This window comes from Streptomyces sp. NPDC002602, from assembly GCF_042889445.1.
Lineage (GTDB): Bacteria > Actinomycetota > Actinomycetes > Streptomycetales > Streptomycetaceae > Streptomyces.
In genome coordinates this window covers 11,006-35,837 of sequence record NZ_JBIAQX010000010.1, presented here as the reverse complement: position 1 = coordinate 35,837, position 24,832 = coordinate 11,006, and the positions used below count along the sequence as shown (strand labels likewise).

Annotated in this window: 1 protein-coding gene and 1 pseudogene; both read left to right on the top strand. The window is 74.5% G+C overall.

Translation table 11 applies throughout. From position 1 onward, the window contains the following. Positions 1-403 precede the first annotated feature (403 nt). Entirely contained in the window at positions 404-14,056 is a 13,653-nt protein-coding gene (locus tag ACFYW3_RS24435; RefSeq protein ID WP_389387326.1) for an SDR family NAD(P)-dependent oxidoreductase, read from the top strand. 102 nt (positions 14,057-14,158) lie between these two features. Beyond that, positions 14,159-24,820: pseudogene (locus ACFYW3_RS24430) on the top strand (SDR family NAD(P)-dependent oxidoreductase); the annotation flags it as partial. Positions 24,821-24,832: the final 12 nt, after the last annotated feature.

Genomic DNA, 24,832 nt, shown 5'->3' with positions numbered 1-24,832 from the left:
CCTTGAATTCGCACGTCACTACAGCGCAGCTGGAGCTCACCGGATCGAATGCGTCCGAATGAAGCGCGTGAGCCCGCATTGACGGTAGCCAGGTGCGTTCCACCGGCCGCTCACTGTGTGGCAATGGCGGGGTCACCAGCCGTTCCCACAGGCCTGGTTACCAGGCCATGACTGTCCACGAGGTCGCTTTCACTAGCCTGTGAACCCAGGCGCATCGAACCCGGGGCGTATTCCTCCGGGCACGTCGAATCGGAGATCGTCGAAATTCCGGCGCATCGAATCCGGGCACGTGGAGCCGGTGGTGTGTGCGGCCGGGGCGTGAATCCCGGCACGTGAATCCGGGCGCATTCGATCCGGGCGCATTTCCTCCGGGCGCGTTGAATCCAAGAAGGGGCAGCCGAGCGTGGTGACCAGTGAGCGGAATCCTGTAGCAGCCGGGGCGCACACCGAGCAGGTGGAGCAGATCGCTGTCGTGGGGCTGTCCTGCCGGCTCCCCGGAGCCGACGGCCCGGCCGCGTTCTGGGAGCTCCTGCGGAGCGGGCGGGGTGCCGTCGACGAGGTGCCGCCGGGCCGTTGGGGCGTACCCGAGGACGCGGCGCCCGATGACGGCCGGCAGCGCGGCGCGTTCCTGGACGGGGTGGACCGGTTCGACGCCCGTTTCTTCGGGATCTCGCCGCGCGAGGCCGCGGCGATGGACCCGCAGCAGCGGCTCGTACTGGAGTTGGCCTGGGAGGCGTTGGAGGACGCGGGCATCGTGCCCGAGGCGCTGCGCGGCAGCCGTACCTCGGTGTTCGTCGGCACCCTGCGCGACGACTACACGAACCTGCTGTACCAGCACGGCACCGAGGCGATCACCCCGCACACGATGACCGGGGTGAACCGCGGTGTCATCGCGAACCGGGTCTCCTACCACCTGGGTCTCCAGGGTCCCAGCCTCACCGTGGACTCCGCGCAGTCCTCCTCGCTCGTCGCGGTGCACCTCGCCTGCGAGAGCCTGCGGGCCGGGGAGTCCGTGCTGGCGCTCGCGGCGGGTGTGAACCTGAACCTGCTGACGGAGAACGCCACCACGGAGGAACGTTTCGGCGCGCTCTCCCCCGACGGGGTCACGTACACCTTCGACTCCCGCGCCAACGGCTTCGTGCCCGGCGAGGGCGGCGGGGTCCTGGTCCTCAAGCCGCTCTCGCTCGCCCTCGCGGACGGCGACCACGTCCACGGCGTGATCCGCGCGAGCGCCGTCAACAACGACGGTGCCACGCCCGGCGGTCTGACCGTGCCGAGCGCGGCCGCGCAGGAGCAGGTGGTGCGCCTGGCCCACGAGCGGGCCGCGCTGGGCGCCGGCGAGCAGGTCCAGTACGTCGAACTGCACGGCACCGGCACGCCCGTCGGCGACCCGATCGAGGCCGCCGCGCTCGGCGCCGCGCTGGGCGCGGACCGGGCGGCCGGGGACCCGCTGCGCGTCGGTTCCGTCAAGACCAACATCGGGCACCTGGAGGGCGCGGCGGGCATCGCGGGCCTGATCAAGACGCTGCTGAGCATCACCCACCGCGAGCTGCCCGCCAGCCTGAACTTCGCGAGCCCGAACCCGGGGATCCCGCTGGACGCGCTGGGGCTGGCGGTGCAGCGCGAGCACTCCGCCTGGCCGCACCCGGAGCGTCCGTTGGCGGCGGGCGTCAGCTCCTTCGGCATGGGCGGCACGAACGCGCACGTCGTGGTCACCGAGGGACCCGCCGTCCCCGCGCCGCAGGAGCCCACCGAGGCCGCCACCGAGGCGCTGCCCTGGGTGCTGTCGGCCCGGTCGCGGGAGGCGCTGCGCGCGCAGGCCGGCCGGCTGGCCGCGTTCGCCGCCGCCGACGGCGCCCCCGACCCGGTGGACACCGCCTTCTCGCTGGCGACCACCCGCACGGCCTTCGAGGAGCGCGCGGTCGTGCTCGGCACGGACCGGTCGGCGCTGGTGGAGGGGCTGCGGGCGCTGGCCGAGGGACGGCCGGGCGCCGGGGTGGTCCGGGGCGCGCCCGCCGCGGGCACGACCGCGTTCCTCTTCACCGGCCAGGGCGCGCAGCGTCCGGGGATGGGCGAGGAACTGTACGCGGCCTTCCCCGCGTTCGCGGAGGCCTTCGACGCGGTCGCCGGGGAACTGGACCCGCTGCTGAAGCGCTCGATCCGCGAGGTCATCGCCTCCGGTGAGGCGCTCGACGAGACGGGGAACACCCAGCCCGCGCTGTTCGCGGTGGAGGTGGCCCTCTACCGGCTCGTGGAGTCCTGGGGTCTGACCCCGTCCCATGTCGCGGGCCACTCCATCGGTGAGCTGGCCGCCGCGCACGTGGCGGGGATCCTGTCCCTGCCGGACGCGGCGAAGCTCGTCGCCGCCCGCGCCACACTCATGCAGGCCCTGCCCACGGGCGGCGCCATGATCGCCGTGCAGGCCACGGAGGCGGAGGTCCTGCCGCTCCTCGAAGGCCTGGAGGACCGGCTGTCGATCGCCGCCGTCAACGGCCCGACCTCCGTCGTCGTCTCCGGCGACGAGGAAGCCGCCCTCAAGGTCGCCGGAAACCTCGCCGAACTGGGCCGCAAGACCAAGCGCCTGACGGTCTCCCACGCCTTCCACTCCCCCCACATGGACGCGATGCTCAAGCCCTTCCACAAGGTGGCGAAGGGCCTCACCTACAACGAGCCGCGGATCCCCGTCGTCTCCACCCTCACCGGCGAACTCGCCTCCGGGGACGACCTGCGCACCCCCTGCTACTGGACCGACCAGGTCCGCGGCGCCGTCCGGTTCGCGGACGCGGTCGCCGCCCTGAGGTCGCTGGGCGCCGACACCTTCCTGGAGATCGGCCCCGACGCCGTCCTCAGCGCCCTCGCCGAGGGCACCCCGACACTCCGTGCGGGGCGCCCCGAGGTGCGGACGCTGCTGACCGCCGTCGCCACCGCGTTCACGCTCGGCGCCAACGTCGATTGGGGTGTGCTGTACGCGGGGACCGGCGCCCGCCGGGTCTCCCTGCCCACGTACGCGTTCCAGCGCCGCCGGCACTGGTTCGACGCCTCCGCGCGCAAGACGGCCCCACTGCCCCTCCCGGGGGCCGACACCGCCGGGGAGCCTGCCGCGGGCCCGCGCGGCGAACTCGGCGCGCGGCTCGCCCGGCTGTCCGAGGCCGAGCGGGACCGCGCCGTCTCCGAGCTGGTCACCTCGCACGTCACGGCGATCCTGGAGTACGGGCCGGACGAGGTGCTGGAGCCTCGGACCCCGTTCCAGAAGCTCGGCTTCAGCTCGATGATGACCACCGAGCTGCGCAAGGCGCTGGCCGAGGCCACCGGCCTGCGGTTGCCCGGCGGGCTGCTGTTCGACCACCCGACGCCGCTGGCGCTCACCTCGTTCATCGGGGCCGAGCTGGCCGGCGCGGCCGTGTCGGCCGAGGAGTTCACCCGTCCCGCCGACGCCGACGAGCCCATCGCGATCGTCGGCATGGCCTGCCGGTTCCCGGGCGGGATCTCCTCCCCCGACGAGCTGTGGAAGCTGGTCGCGGAGGGCGGCGACGCCGTCTCCGGGTTCCCCGTCGACCGCGGCTGGGACGAGGACCTGTACGACGCCGACCCCGACCGCCCGGGCAAGAGCGCGGTGCGGCGCGGCGGGTTCCTGCACGAGGCGGCCGAGTTCGACGCCGGCTTCTTCGGCATCTCGCCGCGCGAGGCCCTCGCGATGGACCCGCAGCAGCGGCTGCTGCTGGAGACCGCCTGGGAGGCCGTCGAGCGCTCCGGGATCCGCCCGGAGTCCCTGCACGGCTCCCGGACCGGTGTGTTCGTCGGGGCGACGGCGCTGGAGTACGGGCCCCGGATGTACGAGGCCCCCGAGAGCGTCCAGGGCTCGGTGCTGACCGGCAGCACCACCAGCGTGATGTCGGGCCGGATCGCCTACCAGTTGGGGCTGCTCGGCCCGGCGGTGACCACCGACACCGCCTGCTCCTCCTCGCTGGTCGCCCTGCACCTCGCGATCCGTTCGCTGCGGTCGGGCGAGACCAACCTGGCCCTGGCGGGCGGCGCGACCGTCATGTCGTCCCCCGGCATGTTCGTGGAGTTCTCCCGCCAGCGCGGGCTCGCCCCCGACGGCCGCTGCAAGTCCTTCGCCGCCGGCGCCGACGGCACCGGCTGGTCCGAGGGCGTGGGCCTGCTGCTCGTCGAGCGGCTCTGCGACGCCGAACGCAACGGACACACCGTCCTCGCGGTGCTGCGCGGCTCCGCCATCAACCAGGACGGCGCCTCCAACGGCCTGACCGCCCCCAGCGGACTCGCGCAGCAGCGGGTCATCCGCCAGGCGCTGGCCGACTCCGGTCTCACCGGCTCGGACGTGGACGCCGTGGAGGCGCACGGCACCGGTACCCGGCTCGGCGACCCGATCGAGGCCGAGGCCGTCATGGCCACCTACGGCAGCGACCGCGAGGGCCTGGCCCCGGTGTTCCTCGGCTCGCTGAAGTCGAACATCGGCCACGCGCAGGCGGCGGCCGGCGTCGGCGGCGTCATCAAGATGGTCCAGGCGATCCGCCACGGCGTGCTGCCCAGGACCCTGCACGTGGACGAGCCGTCCCCGCACGTGGACTGGTCGGCGGGCGCCGTGGAGCTGCTCACCGGGGAACGGGCGTGGCCCGAGACCGGTCGGCCGCGCCGCGCCGCCGTCTCCTCCTTCGGGATCAGTGGGACCAACGCCCACGTCGTCATCGAGCAGGCCCCCGAAGCCGAGCCCGTGCCCGCGCCCTCCGTCGAGGCCCCGGCCGCGCCGGAACTGCCCGCGCCCTGGCTGCTGTCGGCCCGCGACCCGAAGGCGCTGGCCGCGCAGGCCGAACGGCTGCGCGCCCACGTCGCCGCTCCCGACACGGACCTCGCGGACGTCGGGTTGGCGCTCGCGGCCACCCGTACCGCCTTCGAGCGGCGCGCCGTCGTCCTCGCCGAGGACCGCGATGCCCTGCTCGCCGGGCTCGACGCGCTGATCGCGGGCTCCGACGCGCCCACCGTCGTCACCGGCGCCGCCCCGAGCGCCGGCCGGACCGCCTTCCTGTTCACCGGCCAGGGTGCCCAGCGGCTCGGCATGGGCCGTGACCTGTACGCCCGCCACCCCGTCTTCGCCCGCGCCCTCGACGCGGTGTTCGCCGCCTTCGAGGGGCTGCTGGAGCGGCCGTTGCGCGAGGTGCTCTTCGCGGCGGAGGGCAGTTCCGACGCGGCGCTGCTGGACGAGACCACCTACACCCAGCCCGCCCTGTTCGCGGTGGAGACGGCCCTGTTCCGGCTGCTGGAGCACCACGGGGTGGTGCCGGCGCTGCTGGCCGGGCACTCGATCGGCGAGCTGTCCGCCGCGCACGCCGCCGGGGTGCTGACGCTGGCGGACGCCGCGAGGCTGGTGGCCGCCCGCGGCCGGCTGATGCAGTCGGCCCGTCCGGGCGGCGCCATGATCGCCGTCCAGGGCACGGAGGCGGAGATCGTCGCCTCCCTCGCGGGTCTCGAGGACGCGGTGTCCGTCGCCGCCGTCAACGGCCCGTCCTCCGTGGTGATCTCCGGTGACGAGGACGTCGCCGAGGCCGTCGCCGCGCGGTGGCGGGAGCAGGGCCGCAAGGCGAAGCGCCTGACCGTCTCGCACGCCTTCCACTCCCCTCACATGGACGCGATCCTGGAGGAGTTCCGCGCGGTCGCGGCCGACGTCGCCTTCGCGGCGCCGGCGATCCCGATCGTCTCCACCGTCACCGGCGCGATCGCCACCGAGGCCGAACTGACCTCCCCGGACCACTGGGCCGGGCAGATCCGCGCCGCCGTGCGGTTCGTGGACGCCGTCCGCGAGCTGGCCGCGCAGGGCGCGACCCTGTTCGTGGAGGTCGGCCCGGACGCCGTGCTGACCGCCCTGGCGCAGGGCGCGCTGGAGGACACCGGGGCCGTGGCCGTGCCGCTGCTGCGCGCGGGCCGCCCCGAGGCCGACACGCTCACGGCCGGCCTGGCCCGGGTGTGGGCGGCCGGTGGCACCTTCGACGCGGGGACCTTCTTCCCGGGCGCGGCGCCGGCCCCGCTGCCGACGTACGCCTTCCAGCGCGAGCGGTACTGGCTCGCGCCGACCGCCTCCACCGACGCGCGCAGCCTGGGGCTGGACGCCTCGGAGCACCCGTTGCTCTCCACGAGCGTGGAGTTCGCGGACCGCGAGGACGCCCTGTTCACCGGCCGGCTGTCGGTGGGCTCCCACCCGTGGCTCGCGGACCACGCGATCGGCACGACCGTGCTGGTGCCCGCGACGGCGTTCCTGGAGCTGGCCGTCGCGGCCGGCGACCACCTCGGTGTCCCCCGGGTCGAGGAACTGACCCTGGAGGCCCCGCTGCCGCTCGTCGGACGCGAGGCCGTGCGGGTGCAGGTCGCGGTGGGCGCCCCGGACGCGTCCGGGGTACGGCCCTTCTCCGTCCACGCCCGGCCCGACGGCGGCGAGGGCGCGGCCCGGCCGTGGACCCGCCACGCGACGGGCGCCCTCGCGGAGGCCGTCGTACCGGCCGAGGACGCGGACCTGTCCGCGTGGCCGCCGGCCGGCGCGAGCGCCGAGCCGCTGGACGGCGTGTACGAGCGGCTCGCCGCGCTGGGGTACGCGTACGGCCCCGCCTTCCAGGGCCTGACGGCGCTCTGGCGCGCCGGTGAGGACCTGTACGCCGAGGTGCGGCTGCCCGGGGAGCACCGGGAGAGCGCCGGCCGGTTCGGCGTGCACCCGGCGCTGTTCGACTCGGTGCTGCATCCGCTGGTGCTGGACGCGGCCGTGGAGGGCGAGAGCGACCGGATCCGGCTGCCGTTCGCCTGGTCGGGGATCTCCCTGCACGCGGCGGGCGCCGCCGAGCTGCGGGTGCGGATCTCGCCCGCCGGGACCGACACGTACCGTCTGACGCTGGCGGACGGCGCGGGCGCGCCCGTCGCGGACGTGGACGCGCTGACGTTGCGCCCGGTCGCCAAGGAGGCCCTGACCTCGGTCGCGGACGGCGCGAACGACTCGTTGTACGAGGTGCGCTGGCAGCCGGTGGCCGCCGCCCGGGCGGCGGTCGACTGGACCGAGGTGGGCGAGGACCTGGCCCCCGCCGCCGGTGCGACGACCGTCCTGGTGCGGCACGCAGGCTCCGGCGCCGGCGGCGCCGAGGGCGCGCACCTGGCCACCCTGCGGGCACTGGCGCTGGTCAAGGAGTGGCTGGCCGACGAGCGGTTCGCGGACTCCCGGCTGGTGTTCGTCACCGCCGGCGCGGTCGCCGCACTGCCCGGCGAGGACGTCACCGACCTGGACGCGGCCCCGCTGTGGGGGCTGATCCGCTCCGCGCAGTCCGAGCACCCGGACCGGCTCGTGCTCGTCGACACCGACGGCGCGACGGACGACGCGGCGCTCGCCGCGGCCCTCGCCACCGGGGAACCCCAACTCGCGCTCCGCGCCGGCGAGTCGTTCGCCCCCCGACTGGCCCGCGCGGCGGCGATCGCGACCCCCGAGGTGCCCGTCCTGGGGGCCTCGGGAACCGTCCTGGTCACCGGCGGCACCGGCGGCCTCGGCGCGCTCTTCGCCCGCCACCTCGTCACCGGGCACGGGGTCCGGCACCTGCTGCTCAGCAGCCGGCGCGGCCCGGCCACCCCCGGCGCCCGGGAGCTGGCGGCCGAACTGGGCGCGCTCGGCGCCGAGGTGAGGGTGGTCGCGGCGGACGCCGCCGACCGCGCCTCGGTGGCCGCGCTGCTCACGGCCGTGGACGCGCAGCACCCGCTGTCGGCCGTGGTGCACACGGCCGGTGTGCTGGACGACGCGACGATCGAGTCCCTCACCCCGGAGCAGGTGTCCGCGGTGCTGCGGCCCAAGGTGGACGCCGCCTGGAACCTGCACGAGCTCACCCGGGACCTGGACCTGGCGGCGTTCGTCCTGTTCTCCTCGGTGTCGGGTGTCACCGGCACCGCCGGTCAGGGCAACTACGCGGCGGCCAACACCTGGCTGGACGCCCTCGCCGCACACCGCCGCTCCGCCGGCCTGGCCGCGACCTCGCTGGCCTGGGGCCTGTGGGACTCCAGCCACGGCATGGGCGCCGGGCTCACCGACGCCGACCTGGCCCGCTGGGACCGGGCGGGCATGACCCCGCTCACCCCCGCGCAGGGTCTGGCCCTGTTCGACACGGCACTGAACGCCACCGAACCGCTGCTGGTGCCGGTCGCGCTGAACCCGGCCCGGCTGCGCACCGGTTCCGAGACGCCGCCCGCCCTGTACCGGGGGCTGGTGCGCACCCGGACCCGCCGCGCCGGACAGGCCGGGGCGGGCGCGGGCGCCGCGTCGGGCTGGGCCGGGCAGATCGCCGGCCTCCCCGAGGACAGGCGGGCGGAGGCGGTACGAGACCTCGTGCGGTCCACGGTCGCCTCGGTCCTCGGTCACGCGGGCGCCGCGTCCATCGACCCCGAGCGGGCGTTCAGCGAGATCGGCTTCGACTCGATGGCCGGCGTGGACCTGCGCAACCGGCTCGGGTCGGCCACCGGCCTGCGCCTGCCGGCGACGGCGGTGTTCGACCATCCGACGCCGGGCGCGCTGGCCGCGTACCTGCTGTCGAGGGTCTCGGCGGACGACGCGCCGACGAAGGCCGTCCGGGCCCGCGCCAAGGGCGCCTCGGACGAGCCGATCGCCGTCGTCGGGATGGCGTGCCGCTTCCCCGGCGGGGTGCGGTCCCCGCAGGACCTGTGGCGGCTCGTCGCCGACGGGGTGGACGCGGTCAGTCCGTTCCCGGTGAACCGCGGCTGGGACCTGGAGGGCCTGTACGACCCGGACCCCGAGCGGACGGGCACCTCGTACGTCCGTGAGGGCGGCTTCCTGCACGAGGCGGACCTCTTCGACCGGGAGTTCTTCGGGATCTCCCCGCGCGAGGCGACCGCGACCGACCCGCAGCAGCGGCTGCTGCTGGAGACGGCGTGGGAGACCTTCGAGAGCGCGGGCATCGACCCGGCGCTGCTGCGCGGTTCCCACACCGGCGTCTTCACCGGCGCCATGTACGACGACTACGCCTCGCGGCTGCCGTCGGTGCCGGAGGAGTTCGAGGGCTTCCTGCTCGCGGGCAACCTCTCCAGCGTCATCTCCGGCCGGCTGTCCTACACGTACGGGCTGGAGGGTCCGGCGGTCACCGTGGACACGGCCTGCTCCTCCTCGCTGGTGGCCATGCACCTCGCGGCGAACGCGCTGCGCTCCGGTGAGTGCGATCTGGCGCTGGCGGGCGGCGTGACCGTGATGAACGGCCCGAACACCTTCGTGGAGTTCTCCCGCCAGCGGGGCCTGTCGCCCGACGGGCGCTGCAAGTCCTTCGCGGCGGGTGCCGACGGCACCGGCTGGAGCGAGGGTGTCGGTCTGCTGCTCGTGGAGCGGCTCTCCGATGCCAAGCGCAACGGGCACACCGTGCTCGCGGTGATCCGCGGCACGGCCGTCAACCAGGACGGCGCGTCGAACGGTCTGACCGCGCCCAACGGGCCGGCGCAGGAGCGGGTCATCCGCCAGGCTCTGGCCAACGCCGGTTTGAGCTCGGCCGATGTGGACGCCGTGGAGGCGCACGGCACCGGCACCACTCTGGGCGACCCGATCGAGGCACAGGCCCTGTTGGCGACGTACGGGCAGGACCGGCCGGAGGACCGCCCGCTGTACCTCGGGTCCCTGAAGTCGAACATCGGGCACAGCCAGGCCGCGGCCGGCGTCGGCGGTGTCATCAAGATGATCGAGGCGATGCGGCACGGGGTGCTGCCCCGGACCCTGCACGTGGACGAGCCGTCCCCGCACGTGGACTGGGAGGCGGGGTCGCTGGCGCTGCTGACCGAGGAGACCCCCTGGCCCGAGGCGGGCCGCCCGCGCCGCGCGGGCGTGTCCTCCTTCGGCATCAGCGGCACCAACGCGCACGTCATCATCGAGCAGCCCCCGGCGGCGCCGGCCCGGCGCGGTCCCGTCCCGGAGCCGGAGGCGGCCGGTGTGGTGCCGTGGCTGGTGTCCGGCAAGGACGGGAAGGCCGTCGCGGCCCAGGCGGCGCGACTGCACCGCTTCGTCCTCGACCACCCGGAGCTGTCCCCCGCCGACATCGGCTTCTCGCTGGCCACCGGGCGCGCCGTGCTGGAGCACAGCGCGGCCGTGGTCGGCGCGGACCGGGAGACCCTGATCCGGGGTCTGTCCTCGCTGGCGCACGGGGAGTCCGCGTCGAACGTCGTGCGGGGCCGCTCGGCCCGGCCCGGCAAGACCGCGTTCCTCTTCACCGGCCAGGGCAGCCAGCGCCTGGGCATGGGACGCGAGCTGTACGCCGCGAACCCGGTCTTCGCGAAGGCGCTGGACGAGGTGTGCGCCCGGTTCGACTCGGAGCTGGCCCGCCCGATCAAGGACGTGCTGTTCGCCCCGGAACACTCGGCGGACTCGGCGCTGATCGACCAGACCTCCTTCACCCAGGCCGCGCTGTTCGCCATCGAGGTGGCCCTGTACCGGCTGTACGAGCACCACGGCTTCACCCCCGACTATCTGCTCGGCCACTCCATCGGCGAGGTGACCGCCGCCCACCTCGCGGGGGTTCTCGAACTGGGCGACGCCTGCTGCCTGGTCGCCGAACGCGGCCGGCTGATGCAGGCCGCCCGCGAGGGCGGCGCGATGGCCGCGATCCAGGCCGGCGAGGAGGCGGTGCGCGCCTCGATCGCCCCGTACGGCGACGCGGTCGCCATCGCCGGGGTCAACGGCCCCGACGCGATGGTGATCTCCGGTGACTCGGCGGTCGTCGACGAGATCTGCGACGCCTGGCGGGCGAAGGGCGCCCGCACCAAGCGGCTGCCGGTCTCGCACGCCTTCCACTCCCCGCACATGGACGAGGTGTTGGAGGAGTTCCGCGAGGTCGCCGGCGGGCTGACGTTCCACGCGCCGCGCATCCCGGTCGTCTCCAACGTCACCGGCACCCTCGCCACCGACGAGCAGCTGACCTCTCCGGAGTACTGGGCCACCCACATCCGGGAGGCCGTGCGGTTCGCCGACGGCATCCGGTACCTGGAGGCCCAGAGCGTCACCGACTTCCTGGAGTTGGGCCCGGACGGGGTGCTGACGGCGCTGACGCAGGGTTCCCTGGAGCAGGAGGCCGGGGCGCTGGCCCCGGCGCTGCGCCGGGACCGGCCCGAGACGGAGACCGTCGTCGCGGCGATGGCCCTGTTGCGGATGCGGGGGGCGAAGCCGGACTGGTCGAGGCTGTTCCCGGGCGCGCGGACCGTCACCCTGCCGACGTACGCCTTCCGGCACGAGCGGTACTGGCTGGACGCCCCCGAGACCCCGGCCGACGCGGCCGGGCTGGGGCTGGCGGCCACCGGCCACCCGCTACTGGGCGCGGCCGTCGGATCGGCGCACCGCGACGAGTACCTGTTCACCGGGCGGCTCTCGCGCCGCTCCCACGCCTGGCTGACCGAGCACGCGGTGTACGGGACGGTGTTGGTCCCCGGCACCGGGCTGGTGGAGCTGGCGGCCCGGGCGGGCGAGCAGCTCGGGGTCGACCGGGTCGAGGAGCTGATGCTGTCGGCGCCGCTGGTGCTGCCCGAGCAGGGCGGTACGCAGGTCCAGGTCGTGGTCGGCGAGGCCGACGGGTCGGGCCGCCGCACGGTGGAGATCTTCTCCCGGACCGACGACGGCGACCTGGCGGCCGACCGGCCGTGGACGCTCCACGCGAACGGGGTGCTGGCCTCCTCGGCCGGCGCCCCCGCCGGCGAGCCGCTGACGGCCTGGCCGCCGGCCGGCGCGACCGAGGTCTCCCTCGACGGGGTGTACGAGCGGCTCGACGCGCTGGGTTACGCGTACGGCCCCGCCTTCCAGGGGTTGACCCGGCTGTGGACCGCGGGCGACGAGGTGTACGCCGAGGTGCGGCTGCCGGACGCCGGGAGGGCGGACGCGGGACGGTTCCTGCTGCACCCGGCGCTGCTGGACGCGGCGCTGCACCCGCTGCTGCCCGGTGTCGCCTTCGAGTCGGGGCAGGCGCGGTTGCCGTTCTCCTGGTCCGGGGTGAGCGTCCACGCCGTGGGCGCCTCGGTGCTGCGGGTGCGGCTGTCGCTGTCCGGGCGTGACAGCGACACGCTGGCCGCCTCGCTGACGGTGGCCGACGGGGCGGGCGCCCCGGTGGCGACCGTCGAGTCGCTGCTGCTGCGCCCGGTGTCGAAGGAGGCACTGCGCGAGGCCGCGTCGACGGCCCGGGACGGGCTGTTCCGCGTAGCGTGGAACGCCCTGCCGGCCTCCGACCCGGTCACGGGCACCGCGGCGGGCTGGGCCGTGGTCGGTGACCTCGCCGTGCCCGGTGGTCTCCCGTACGCCGATCTGGAGGCGGTGGCGGCGGCCGGGCCGGTGCCCGCCACGGTGGTGCTCGTTCCGGGCGCCGTCGAGGGCGAGCCGGCCGAGGCCGCGCGGGCCGCGTTGCGCGAGACCCTCTCCTCGGCGCAGTTCTGGCTGGGCGACGAGCGGTTCGAGAGTTCCACGCTGGTGGTGGTCACCCGGGGCGCCGTCGCCACGGCGGGCGAGCCCGTCACCGATCTGACGCACGCGGGTGTGTGGGGTCTGCTGCGCGTGGCGCAGACGGAGAACCCGGGGCGGATCGTCCTGGTGGACCTGGACGGCGACACCCTGCCGGCCGCCGCCCTGGCCTCGGGGGAACCGCAGCTCGCGGTGCGCGGGGACCGGCTGTTCGTGCCGCGCCTGGCCCGCACGAGTCAGGACGCGCAGGCGATCACACCGCGTTGGGACCGGGGCACCACCCTGATCACCGGCGCGACCGGCGCACTGGGCGGCGTACTGGCCCGACACCTGGTCACCGAACACGGCGCACGGCACCTGCTGCTCCTCAGCCGACGCGGCATCGACGCCCCGGGCGCCGAGGAGCTGCGTACGGAGCTGACCGGGCTGGGCGCCGAGGTCACCGTGGCGGCCTGTGACGTCACCGATCGGCGGTCGCTGGCCGGGGTGTTGGCGGCGATCCCCGCCGAGCAGCCGCTCACCGGGGTGATCCACACGGCCGGTGTGCTGGACGACACCGTCCTGTCGGACCTGACGCCGGAGCGGCTGGAGAAGGTGCTGGCGCCGAAGGTCGACGCGGCCTGGAACCTCCACGACCTCACCAAGGACCTGGACCTGTCGGCCTTCGTCCTCTACTCCTCCATCGCGGGCCTGATCGGCAACGCCGGCCAGGCCAACTACGCGGCCGGCAACACCTTCCTCGACGCCCTCGCCCAGTACCGCCAGGCCAACAACCTCCCGGCCACCTCACTGGCCTGGGGCCTGTGGGCCCAGGCCAGCACCATCAGCGGCTCACTGGAAGAAGCGGACCTGCGTCGCCTCGCCCGGCTCGGTCTGTTGCCGTTGTCCTCGGCGGACGCCATGGACCTCTTCGACGCGGCCCCCGGCACCGGCGAGGCGGTCCTGGCCGTCACCCGGCTCGCGGTGGAGGCCCTGCGCAAGCAGGGTGACCGTCTGCTGCCGCTGCTGCGGGACCTGGCTCCGGCCGGTCCGCGCCGCGCGGTCGCGGGCTCCGGGTCGGGGGCGGGTACGGACGGTCCCTCGCTGGCGGAGCGCCTGGGCGCCCTGCCGGAGGACGAGCGGCTCGCGGCGCTGACGGATCTCGTGCGCGGCCAGGTCGCCGGGGTGCTCGGGCACGCCGACCACAGCGGCATCGACGCCGACCGCGCCTTCCAGGAACTGGGCTTCGACTCACTGACCGCCGTGGAACTGCGCAACCAGCTCAACGCGGCCACCGGCATGCGGCTGCCCAGCACCCTCGTCTTCGACTACCCGAACCCGGCGGCGCTGGCCGCGCACCTCCGCCGGCAGATCACCGTCGAGGAGGTGTCGGCGGCAACTCCGGTGCTGTCGGACCTCGACCGGTTGAAGTCCGCCATCCATGCCGCGTCCTCGGACCGGGAGGCCTTCGACCAGATCACCGGCCGGCTGCGGGAGCTGTTGGACATCGCCGACTCGGCGGGCGGCGGCAAGGCGGACGAGGCCGAGAACCAGGACCTGGACGGGGCGAGCGACGAGGAACTCTTCGCGCTCCTCGACGACATGGACTGAGCGGCACGGAGCGGCAGACGACCGGTCGGCACGCGTCGGAACACCGTGCGGGCCCGAAATTCATCACCCAGCCACATCACGTCGGGGAGCTGAGATCACGTGGCGAACGAGCAAGAACTCCGGGAGTACCTCAAGCGGGCCATCGCCGATGCCCGGGACGCGAAGAAGCGTCTGCGCGAGGTCGAGGACAAGGCGCAGGAGCCCGTCGCGATCGTCGGGATGGCGTGCCGGTACCCCGGCGGGGTCGCCACCCCCGATGACCTCTGGAAGCTGGTTACCGACGGGGTCGACGCGGTGGGCGGGTTCCCCGTCAACCGCGGCTGGGACCTGGAGGGGTTGTACGACACCGACCCCGACGCGGCGGGCACCTCGTACACCGCCGAGGGCGGTTTCCTGCACGAGGCCGACCGGTTCGACCCCGAGTTCTTCGGAATGTCCCCGCGCGAGGCGCTCGCCGTGGACCCCCAGCAGCGGCTGCTGCTGGAGACCACCTGGGAGGCCTTCGAGCGGGCCGGGATCGACCCGGCCTCGCTGCGGGGCAGCCGTACGGGCGTGTTCACGGGCCTGATGTACAACGACTACGGCTCGCGGGCCGGGCTGCCCGCCGAGGGCAACGAGGGGTACCTGTTCAGCGGCAGCGCGGGCAGCATCGCCTCGGGCCGGCTGGCCTACACCTTCGGGCTGGAGGGGCCGACGGTCACCGTCGACACGGCCTGCTCCTCCTCGCTGGTGGCCATGCACATGGCCGCGAACGCGCTGCGCTCCGGCGAGTGCGACCTCGCGCTCGCCGGCGGCGCGGCCGTGATGTCGACGCCCACCGCGTTCATCGAGTTCTCCCGGCTGCGCGGTCTGTCCGCCGACGGCCGCTGCAAGTCCTTCTCGGAGCACGCGGACGGCACCGGCTGGGCCGAGGGCGTGGGCCTGCTGCTCGTGGAGCGGCTCTCCGACGCGCGGCGCAACGGGCACCCCGTGCTCGCGGTGATCCGCGGCACGGCCGTCAACCAGGACGGCGCGTCGAACGGCCTGACCGCGCCGAACGGGCCGTCCCAGGAGCGGGTCATCCTCCAGGCGTTGGCCAACGCCGGTTTGACCACGGCCGACGTGGACGTGGTCGAGGCGCACGGCACCGGCACCTCGCTCGGCGACCCGATCGAGGCGCAGGCCCTGCTGGCCACCTACGGGCAGGACCGGCCGGAGGACCGCCCGCTGTACCTCGGCTCCCTGAAGTCGAACATCGGGCACAGCCAGGCCGCGGCCGGCGTCGGCGGCATCATCAAGATGGTCCAGGCGATCCGGCACGGGGTACTGCCCAAGACCCTGCACGCGCAGGAGCCCTCGACCCGGATCGACTGGGAGGCGGGCGCGGTCGCACTGCTCCACGAGGCCCGGGAGTGGCCCGAGACCGGTGCTCCGCGCCGGGCCGGCGTGTCCTCCTTCGGGTTCGGCGGGACCAACGCGCACGTGGTCGTCGAGCAGGCCCCGCCCGCCCCGGAGGCGGCGGACACCGAGCCACAGCCGGCCCCGCCGGTGGTGCCGGTGGTGCCCTGGGTGCTGTCCGGCAAGTCGGCTCGGGCCGTGACCGGGCAGGCGGAGCGGCTGCTGGCGTACGTGGAGGCGCACGGGGACCTCGATCCGGCCGAGCTGGGTCGGGCGCTGGTCGGCGGGCGGGCGGCGTTCGAGCACCGGGCGGTGGTCGCGGGCGTCGACCGTGAGGAGCTGGTACGGGGTCTGCGGGCGCTGGCCGAGGACGGCTCGGCCCCGGGGCTGGTGCGGGGTGCGAAGTCCGCCGGGAAGTCGGCGTTCCTGTTCACGGGTCAGGGCGCGCAGCGCGCCGGGATGGGCGAGGAGCTGTACGCCGCCTTCCCCGCCTACGCCACCGCCTTCGACGCCGTCGCCGCCGAACTCGACCAGCACCTGGACCGGCCGATCCGCGAGGTCATCGCCACCGGCGACGGCCTGGACGACACCGGCAACACCCAACCCGCCCTCTTCGCCCTCGAAGTCGCCCTCCACCGACTCCTCGAATCCTGGGGCCTGAGGCCCGACCACCTCGCCGGCCACTCCATCGGCGAACTCACCGCCGCACACATCGCCGGAATCCTCACCCTCCCCGACGCCGCCACACTCGTCGCCGCCCGCGCACGACTCATGCAGGCCCTCCCCACCGGCGGCGCCATGATCGCCCTCCAAGCCACCGAAGCCGAGATACTCCCCCACCTCGAAAACCTCCACGACCGCCTCGCCATCGCCGCCATCAACGGCCCCACATCAGTGGTCGTCTCCGGCGACGAAGACGCGGCGCTGCACCTCGCGGAGCGGTTCGAGACGCAGGGCCGCAAAACCAAGCGGCTCACCGTCTCCCACGCCTTCCACTCCCCCCACATGAACGGAATGCTCAAGGAGTTCAAGGCGGTCGCGGCAGCTCTCACCTACCACGAACCCCGCATCCCCATCGTCTCCACCCTCACCGGCAAACTTGCCACCGGCGACGACCTGCGCACCCCCGACTACTGGACCGACCAGGTCCGAGGCGCCGTCCGCTTCACCGACGCCGTCGCCACCCTCGAAACCCTCGGCACCACCACCTTCACCGAAATCGGCCCCGACGCCGTCCTCACCGCCCTGGTGACGGGAGCCGTCGAGGACCCCGACGCCGCGGTGGCCGCGGCCACCCTGCGGGCGGGCCGCCCCGAGGCCCCGCAACTGGCCTCGGCCGTGGGCCAGGTGTACGCGCGAGGCGGTCGGGTCGACTGGTCCGCGTACTTCGGCGGCCGGCTCGACTCCGCCCTCGACCTGCCGACGTACGCCTTCCAGCGCGAGCGGTACTGGCTCGACGCCGTCGAGGCCGCCGCCGACGCGTCGGGGCTCGGTCTGAGCCCGACCGACCACCCCATCCTCGGGGCGAGCCTGGACCTCGCCGACGGGGAGCAGACCCTCTTCACCAGCCGGTTGTCACTGCGCTCCCACCCCTGGCTGGGGGACCACGCCGTCCTCGGCAGCGTCCTGCTGCCGGGCACCGCCTTCGTGGAACTGGCCGTCCTGGCGGGAGGCCGACTCGGCACCCCGCAGGTGGAGGAACTGACCCTGTCGGCCCCGCTGGTGCTGCCCGAGCACGGCGGGGTGCAGGTTCAGCTCGTGGTCGCGGACGCGGACGGCTCGGGTCGCCGCGGTGTGGACGTGTACTCGCGTCCCGACGGCGAGGAGCCCGCCGAGGCCCGACCGTGGACCCTGAACGCCAGGGGCGTCCTGGCCCCCGCCGCCGACACCGGCGGCGAGGCCCTGTCGGTGTGGCCGCCGGCCGGCGCGACCGAGGTCACCCTGGACGGGGTGTACGAGCGCCTCGCCGCCCAGGACTACGCGTACGGCCCCGCCTTCCAGGGGCTGCGCCGCGTCTGGAAGGGCGACGGGGAGATCTTCGCCGAGCTGGCCCTGCCGGACGCGCGGCGGGCCGACGCCGGACGGTTCCTGCTGCACCCGGCGCTGCTGGACTCGGCGCTGCACCCGCTGCTGCCGGGTGTGGTGGACGACGAGCGGGTGGCGCTGCTGCCGTTCTCCTGGTCCGGGGTGAGCGTGCACGCCACGGGCGCCGCCGCGCTGCGGGTGCGGTTGACGCTCACCGGTCCCGAGGTGGCCTCGCTGACGGTGGCCGACGGGACGGGCGCCCCGGTGGCGACCGTCGAGTCGCTGCTGCTGCGCCCGCTGTCGAAGGAGGCACTGCGCGAGGCGAACTCCACGGCCCGCGACGGGCTGTTCCGGGTCGCCTGGAACACGCTGCCCGCGGCGCGCCCGACGGTGGACACCTCGGGCTGGGCCGTGATCGGCGACCTCACCGTCGAGGGCGCCCGCCGGTACGCCGACCTCGCCTCGGTCGCGGCGGCCGAACCCGTGCCGGGCACGCTCGTCCTCGCGCTGCCGGCCGGCGGCGTCGACACCGACGTGCCGGCCGCCACGCACCGCGCGGTGCGGGAGGCGCTCGCGACGGTCCAGTCCTGGACGGCCGACGAGCGGTTCGCCGACACCACGCTGGTGGTGGTCACCCGGGGCGCCGTCGCCACCGCCGGCGAGCCCGTCACCGATCTGACGCACGCGGGTGTGTGGGGTCTGCTGCGCGTGGCGCAGAGCGAGAACCCGGGGCGGATCGTCCTGGTGGACCTGGACGGCGACACCCTGCCGGCCGCCGCCCTGGCCTCGGGCGAGCCGCAGCTCGCGGTGCGCGGCGAGCGGCTGTTCGTGCCGCGCCTGGCCCGTACGAGTCAGGACGCGCAGGCGATCACACCGCGTTGGGACCGGGGCACCACCCTGATCACCGGCGCGACCGGCGCGCTGGGCGGCGTACTGGCCCGACACCTGGTCACCGAACACGGCGCACGGCACCTGCTGCTCCTCAGCCGACGCGGTACCGAGGCGGCGGGCGCGGCCGAGTTGACGGCCGAACTGACCGGGCTCGGCGCCGAGGTCACCGTGGCCGCCTGTGATGTCGCCGACCGGGAGGCCCTGGCAGGCGTGCTGGCGGCGATCCCCGCCGAGCAGCCGCTCACCGGGGTGATCCACACGGCCGGTGTGCTGGACGACGGTCTGCTCTCCTCGCTCACCCCCGAGCGGCTGGGGAAGGTGCTGGCGCCGAAGGTCGACGCGGCCTGGAACCTCCACGACCTCACCAAGGACCTGGACCTGTCGGCCTTCGTCCTCTACTCCTCCATCGCGGGCCTGATCGGCAACGCCGGCCAGGCCAACTACGCGGCCGGCAACACCTTCCTCGACGCCCTCGCCCAGTACCGCCAGGCCAACAACCTCCCGGCCACCTCACTGGCCTGGGGCCTGTGGGCCCAGGCCAGCACCATCAGCGGCTCACTGGAAGAGGCCGACCTCAGGCGCATCGAGCGCACCGGTCTGCTGCCGCTGTCCTCCGCCGACGCGATGGACCTCTTCGACGCGGCCCCCGGCACCGGCGAGGCGATCCTCGCGGTGACCCGGCTGAACACCGCCGCGCTGCGCAAGCAGACCGACGGCCCGCACCCGCTGTTCCGGGGCCTGGTCACGGCCGCCCCGCGCAAGGCCGCGGCCCGGGCGGCGGGCGAGTCCTCGTTGGCCGACCGGCTGGGCGCGCTCTCCGCGACCGAACGGGACCAGGCGCTGATCGACCTGGTCCGGGCGAGGGTCGCCGGGGTGCTCGGACACGCCGACCACAGCGGCATCGACGCCGAACGCGCCTTCCAGGAACTGGGCTTCGACTCACTGACCGCCGTCGAGCTCCGCAACCAGCTCAACGCGGCCACCGGCATGCGGCTGCCCAGCACCCTCGTCTTCGACTACCCGAACCCGGCGGCCCTGGCCGCGCACCTGTCGGCCGAGCTGTTCGGGGACCGTGAGAACGCCCCCGCCGCCGTGGCCGCCACGGTGCCGGCCGGTTCGGGCGGCGCGCCGGAGCCGATCGCGATCGTCGGCATGGCCTGCCGCTACCCGGGCGGGGTCTCCTCGCCCGCGGACCTGTGGCGGCTGGTCGCGCGGGGCGCGGACGCGATCACCGAGTTCCCTGTCAACCGGGGCTGGGACCTGGAGAACCTGTACCACCCGGACCCCGATCACACGGGTACCACGTACGCCCGGGGCGGTGGCTTCCTGCACGACGCGGACCTGTTCGACCCGGAGTTCTTCGGGATGTCCCCGCGCGAGGCGCTGGCCACCGACCCGCAGCAGCGGCTGCTGTTGGAGACCGCCTGGGAGACCGTGGAGAACGCGGGCATCGTCCCGGCCTCGCTGCGCGGCAGCCGCACGGGCGTGTTCGCCGGTGTGATGTACCACGACTACGGGTCGGCGCTCACGACGATCCCGGAGGACCTGGAGGGCTACCTGGCCAGCGGCAACGCGGGCAGCGTGGCCTCGGGCCGGGTTTCGTACACGCTGGGGCTGGAGGGCCCGGCGGTCACCGTCGACACGGCCTGCTCCTCCTCGCTGGTGGCCATGCACATGGCCGCGAACGCGCTGCGCTCCGGGGAGTGCGACCTCGCGCTCGCCGGTGGTGTCACCGTGATGTCCAGCCCCACCTCGTACGTGGAGTTCTCCCGCCAGCGCGGGCTGTCTCCCGACGGGCGTTGCAAGCCCTTCGCCGCCGGCGCCGACGGCACCGGCTGGAGCGAGGGCGTCGGTCTGCTGCTCGTGGAGCGGCTCTCCGACGCCGAACGCAACGGGCACACCGTGCTCGCGGTCATCCGGGGCTCCGCCATCAACCAGGACGGTGCCTCCAACGGTCTGACCGCCCCCAACGGGCCCTCCCAGGAGCGGGTCATCCGCCAGGCGTTGGCCAACGCCGGTTTGACCACGGCCGATGTGGACGTGGTCGAGGCGCACGGCACGGGCACCACCCTGGGCGACCCGATCGAGGCGCAGGCGCTGCTGGCCACCTACGGCCAGGGGCGTCCGGAGGAGCGACCGCTGTACCTCGGCTCGCTGAAGTCGAACATCGGGCACAGCCAGGCCGCGGCCGGCGTCGGCAGCGTCATCAAGATGATCGAGGCCATGCGCCACGAGGTGCTGCCCAAGACCCTGCACGTGGACGCGCCGTCCGGGCACGTCGACTGGGAGGCGGGCGCGGTCGAGCTGCTCACCGAGGCCCGGGAGTGGCAGACGTACGAGCGTCCGCGCCGTGCGGCCGTCTCCTCCTTCGGCATCAGCGGCACCAACGCGCACGTCATCATCGAACAGCCCGCGGCCCGGCCCGAGCCCCCGGCCGCCGACGGGGACCGGTCACCGCTTCCGGTGGTGCCGTGGACCCTGTCCGGCAAGACGGCGCAGGCCGTGACGGACCAGGCCCGGCGGTTGCTGGAGCTGTTCTCCGGAGCCGGCGCGGACATCAACCCGATCGACAACAACCCGATCGACATCGACCCGATCCACATCGACCCGATCGACGTCGGTGCCTCGCTGGCGGGCGATCGCTCGCTGTTCGAGCACCGGGCGGTGGTCATCGGCACGGACCGGGAGGCCCTGGTGGAGGGCCTGCGGGCGCTCGCTTCGGGCGGATCGGCGCCGGGTGTCGTACGTGACAGCCGGATCGGCGGGAAGTCGGCGTTCCTGTTCACGGGTCAGGGCGCGCAGCGCGCCGGGATGGGCGAGGAGCTGTACGCCGCCTTCCCCGCCTACGCCACCGCCTTCGACGCCGTCGCCGCCGAACTCGACCAGCACCTGGACCGGCCGATCCGCGAGGTCATCGCCTCGGGCACGGACCTGGACGACACCGGCAACACCCAACCCGCCCTGTTCGCCCTCGAAGTCGCCCTCCACCGACTCCTCGAATCCTGGGGCCTGAGGCCCGACCACCTCGCCGGCCACTCCATCGGCGAACTCACCGCCGCACACATCGCCGGAATCCTCACCCTCCCCGACGCCGCCACACTCGTCGCCGCCCGCGCACGACTCATGCAGGCCCTCCCCACCGGCGGCGCCATGATCGCCCTCCAAGCCACCGAAGCCGAGATACTCCCCCACCTCGAAAACCTCCACGACCGCCTCGCCATCGCCGCCATCAACGGCCCCACATCAGTGGTCGTCTCCGGCGACGAAGACGCGGCGCTGGAGGTGGCTTCCCGACTCGCCGCGCAGGGCCGCAAGACCAAGCGGCTCACCGTCTCCCACGCCTTCCACTCCCCCCACATGGACGGAATGCTGGAAGAGTTCCGAAAGGTCGCGGCAGCTCTCACCTACCACGAACCCCGCATCCCCATCGTCTCCACCCTCACCGGCAAACTCGCCACCGGCGACGACCTGCGCACCCCCGACTACTGGACCGACCAGGTCCGCGGCGCCGTCCGCTTCACCGACGCCGTCGCCACCCTCGAAACCCTCGGCACCACCACCTTCACCGAAATCGGCCCCGACGCCGTCCTCACCGCCCTGGCGCAGAACATCGTGACGGACGCGGTTGCCGTGCCGCTGCTGCGGCGGGGTCGCCCCGACGCGGAGACCCTCGTCGCGGGCGTGGGCCGGCTGCACAGCCGCGGCGTCCGCGTCGACTGGGGGGCCTACTTCGCCGGTACGGGCGCCGAGCGGACGGGCCTGCCGACGTACGCCTTCCAGCACGAGGCGTTCTGGTTGAAGGGATCGGGTGCGGCGGTCGACGCCGGGTACGGCCTGAACCCGACCGGGCACCCGTTGCTCGGGGCGGCCGTCACCATCGCCGGCGCCGACCAGGTGCTGTTCACCAGCCGGCTCTCGGTGCGCTCGCACCCGTGGCTGGCCGAGCACGCCGTGTTCGAATCGGCCGTGCTGCCGTCCTCCGCGTTGGTGGAGTTGGCGGTCCGGGCGAGCGACGAACTGGGGCTGGCCGGGCTCGCCGAGCTGGAGTCGAACACCCCGGTGGTGCTGCCCGTACAGGGCGCCCTCCAACTCCAGTTGGGCGTGGGCCCGGTGGACGAGGCCGGGCGGCGTCCCTTCACGGTCCACACGCGCGGTGACGAGGCCGAGGCCGGTTGGACGGCCCATGCGCACGGCGCCTTCGAGACCACCGGCGGGCAGCAGGTGCCCGCCGCGGTGGGCGGTGAGGCCGTCGAGGTCCGGCTGCCCGAGGAACTGCTGCCCGACGCTGCCGCCTACGAGCTGCACCCGGCGCTGTTGGAGGCCGCGCTCGCCGGGGCCGGCGGCGCCGGCGCGGCCGGTTCGACGAGGGTCCCGGCCCGGTGGCAGGGGGTCCGGCTGCACGCGACCGGCGCGACCGCGGTGCGGGTGCGGATCGCCCCGCTCGACGGGGACGCGGAGGGGGCCGTGACCGTACGGCTCTCGGACGCGGAGGAGCAGCCCGTCGCCACGATCGAGCGGCTCGTGTTCCGGGACGTGCCGGACGAGGAGTTCACCGTGCGCGCCGGCGGCAACCTGCCGCTGTTCCGGGTGGACTGGTCGGCCACCGCGCTGCCCGAGCCGGGCAGCCGGGTCCGCTGGGGCGTCCTCGGAGCCGCCGAGGGCGGTTTCGACGGGCCGTCCTTCGAGGAGGTGGCGGCGGTCGGCAAGGCCGCCGAGGCCGGGGCCGCCGTGGACGCGGTGGTGGCCCGGATCGCGCCGGACACCTCGGGTGACGTGGTGGGCGCGGCCCATGCGGCGGCGCGGCAGGCCCTGTCGCTGGCACAGGACTGGCTGGCCGACGACCGGTTGGAGGCGACCCGTCTGGTGGTCCTCACCCGGGGCGCGGTCGACACCGGTTCGGAGGGGGTTCCCGAGCCGGGGTCGGCCACCGTGTGGGGGCTGCTGCGTTCCGCGCAGGCCGAGGCACCGGACAGGATCGTGCTGGTCGACGTCGACCACGCGGACGCCGGCGCGGTGCCGGTGGACGCCCTGTCCGCCGTACTCGCCTCGGGCGAGCCGCAGGCGGCGCTGCGCGGCGGCGAGGTGCTGCTGCCGAGGTTGCGCCGCGTGGTTCCCGAGAGCGAGGGTGCGCCGACCCCGTGGGGTCCGGAGGGCACCGTGCTGATCACCGGTGGTACCGGGGCGCTGGGCGCGCTGTTCGCCCGGCACCTGGTCGCCGAGCACGGCGTGCGGAACCTGCTGCTGGTCAGCCGCAGTGGTGCGGACGCCGCGGGCGCGGCGGAGCTGCGGGCCGAACTCGGGGCGCTCGGCGCCCGGGTGACGCTGTCCCGCGTGGACGTCTCCGACCGGGACGCGCTGGCCGCGGCCCTGGCGGCGATCCCGACGGAACATCCGCTGCGGGGCGTGGTGCATGCCGCGGGTGTCCTCGACAACGGTCTGGTGGCGGCGCTCGGGCCGGACAGTCTGGCGGCCGTGCTGCGTCCGAAGGCGGACGCGGCCTGGCATCTGCACGAGTTGACGCGGGACCTGGGGCTGTCGGCCTTCGTGTTGTTCTCCTCCAGCGTCGGTGTCATCGGTGGCCCTGGTCAGTCCAACTACGCGGCGGCCAACGCCTTCCTGGACGGTCTGGCCGCGCACCGTCGGGCGCTCGGGCTACCGGCGACCTCACTGGCCTGGGGCCTGTGGGACCTGAGTCACGGAATCAACGCGGGCCTGGACGAGAACGACCTGAAGCGGTTCGGCCGCGAGGGCTTCCGGCCGGTCACCCCGCAGGAGGGTGGTGGTCTCTTCGACGCGGCCGCGGCCGGCGGCGGTCCGGCGGTCGTGGTGCTCCCGGTCGACCTGTCCGCGATGCGGGCGCACGGCCTGGTGCCGCCGGTGTTCCGGTCCCTGGTGCGGGTGGCGAACCGGCGCGCGGCCCAGTCCGGCACGGGCTCCGTGGAGCTCCTCGCGACCCGGCTGGCCGGGTTGTCGGCGCTGGAGCGGCACCAGATGGTGCTGGACCTCGTACGCGGTGAAGTGGCCACGGTGCTGGGGCACTCGGGCCAGGACTCGGTGCAGGCCGACCGGGCGTTCCAGGAGATGGGCTTCGACTCGATGACGGCGGTGGAGCTGCGCAACCGTCTGGGTGCGGCGACGGGGGTCAGGCTGTCGGCCACGGTGGTCTTCGACCACCCGACGCCCACCGCCCTCGCGGAGCACGTGCTCGGCGAGGTGGCGCCCGACGGCGCCGGCGACGCGTCGGCGCCCGTGATGGCGGACCTCGACCGGGTGGAGGCGAACCTGACCGCCCTCCTGGAGGACGTCCAGGCGCGCTCCACGGTCTCTGTACGGCTCCAGGCGATCCTGTCCCGGCTGAGCGAGGCGACGGGAACGGCCGCGGGCCCGGACCTGACGAGCACGATCGAATCCGCTTCCGCGGACGACCTCTTCGACTTCATCGACAACCAGCTCGGCCGTTCCGCGAACTGATGGTCCCGACGT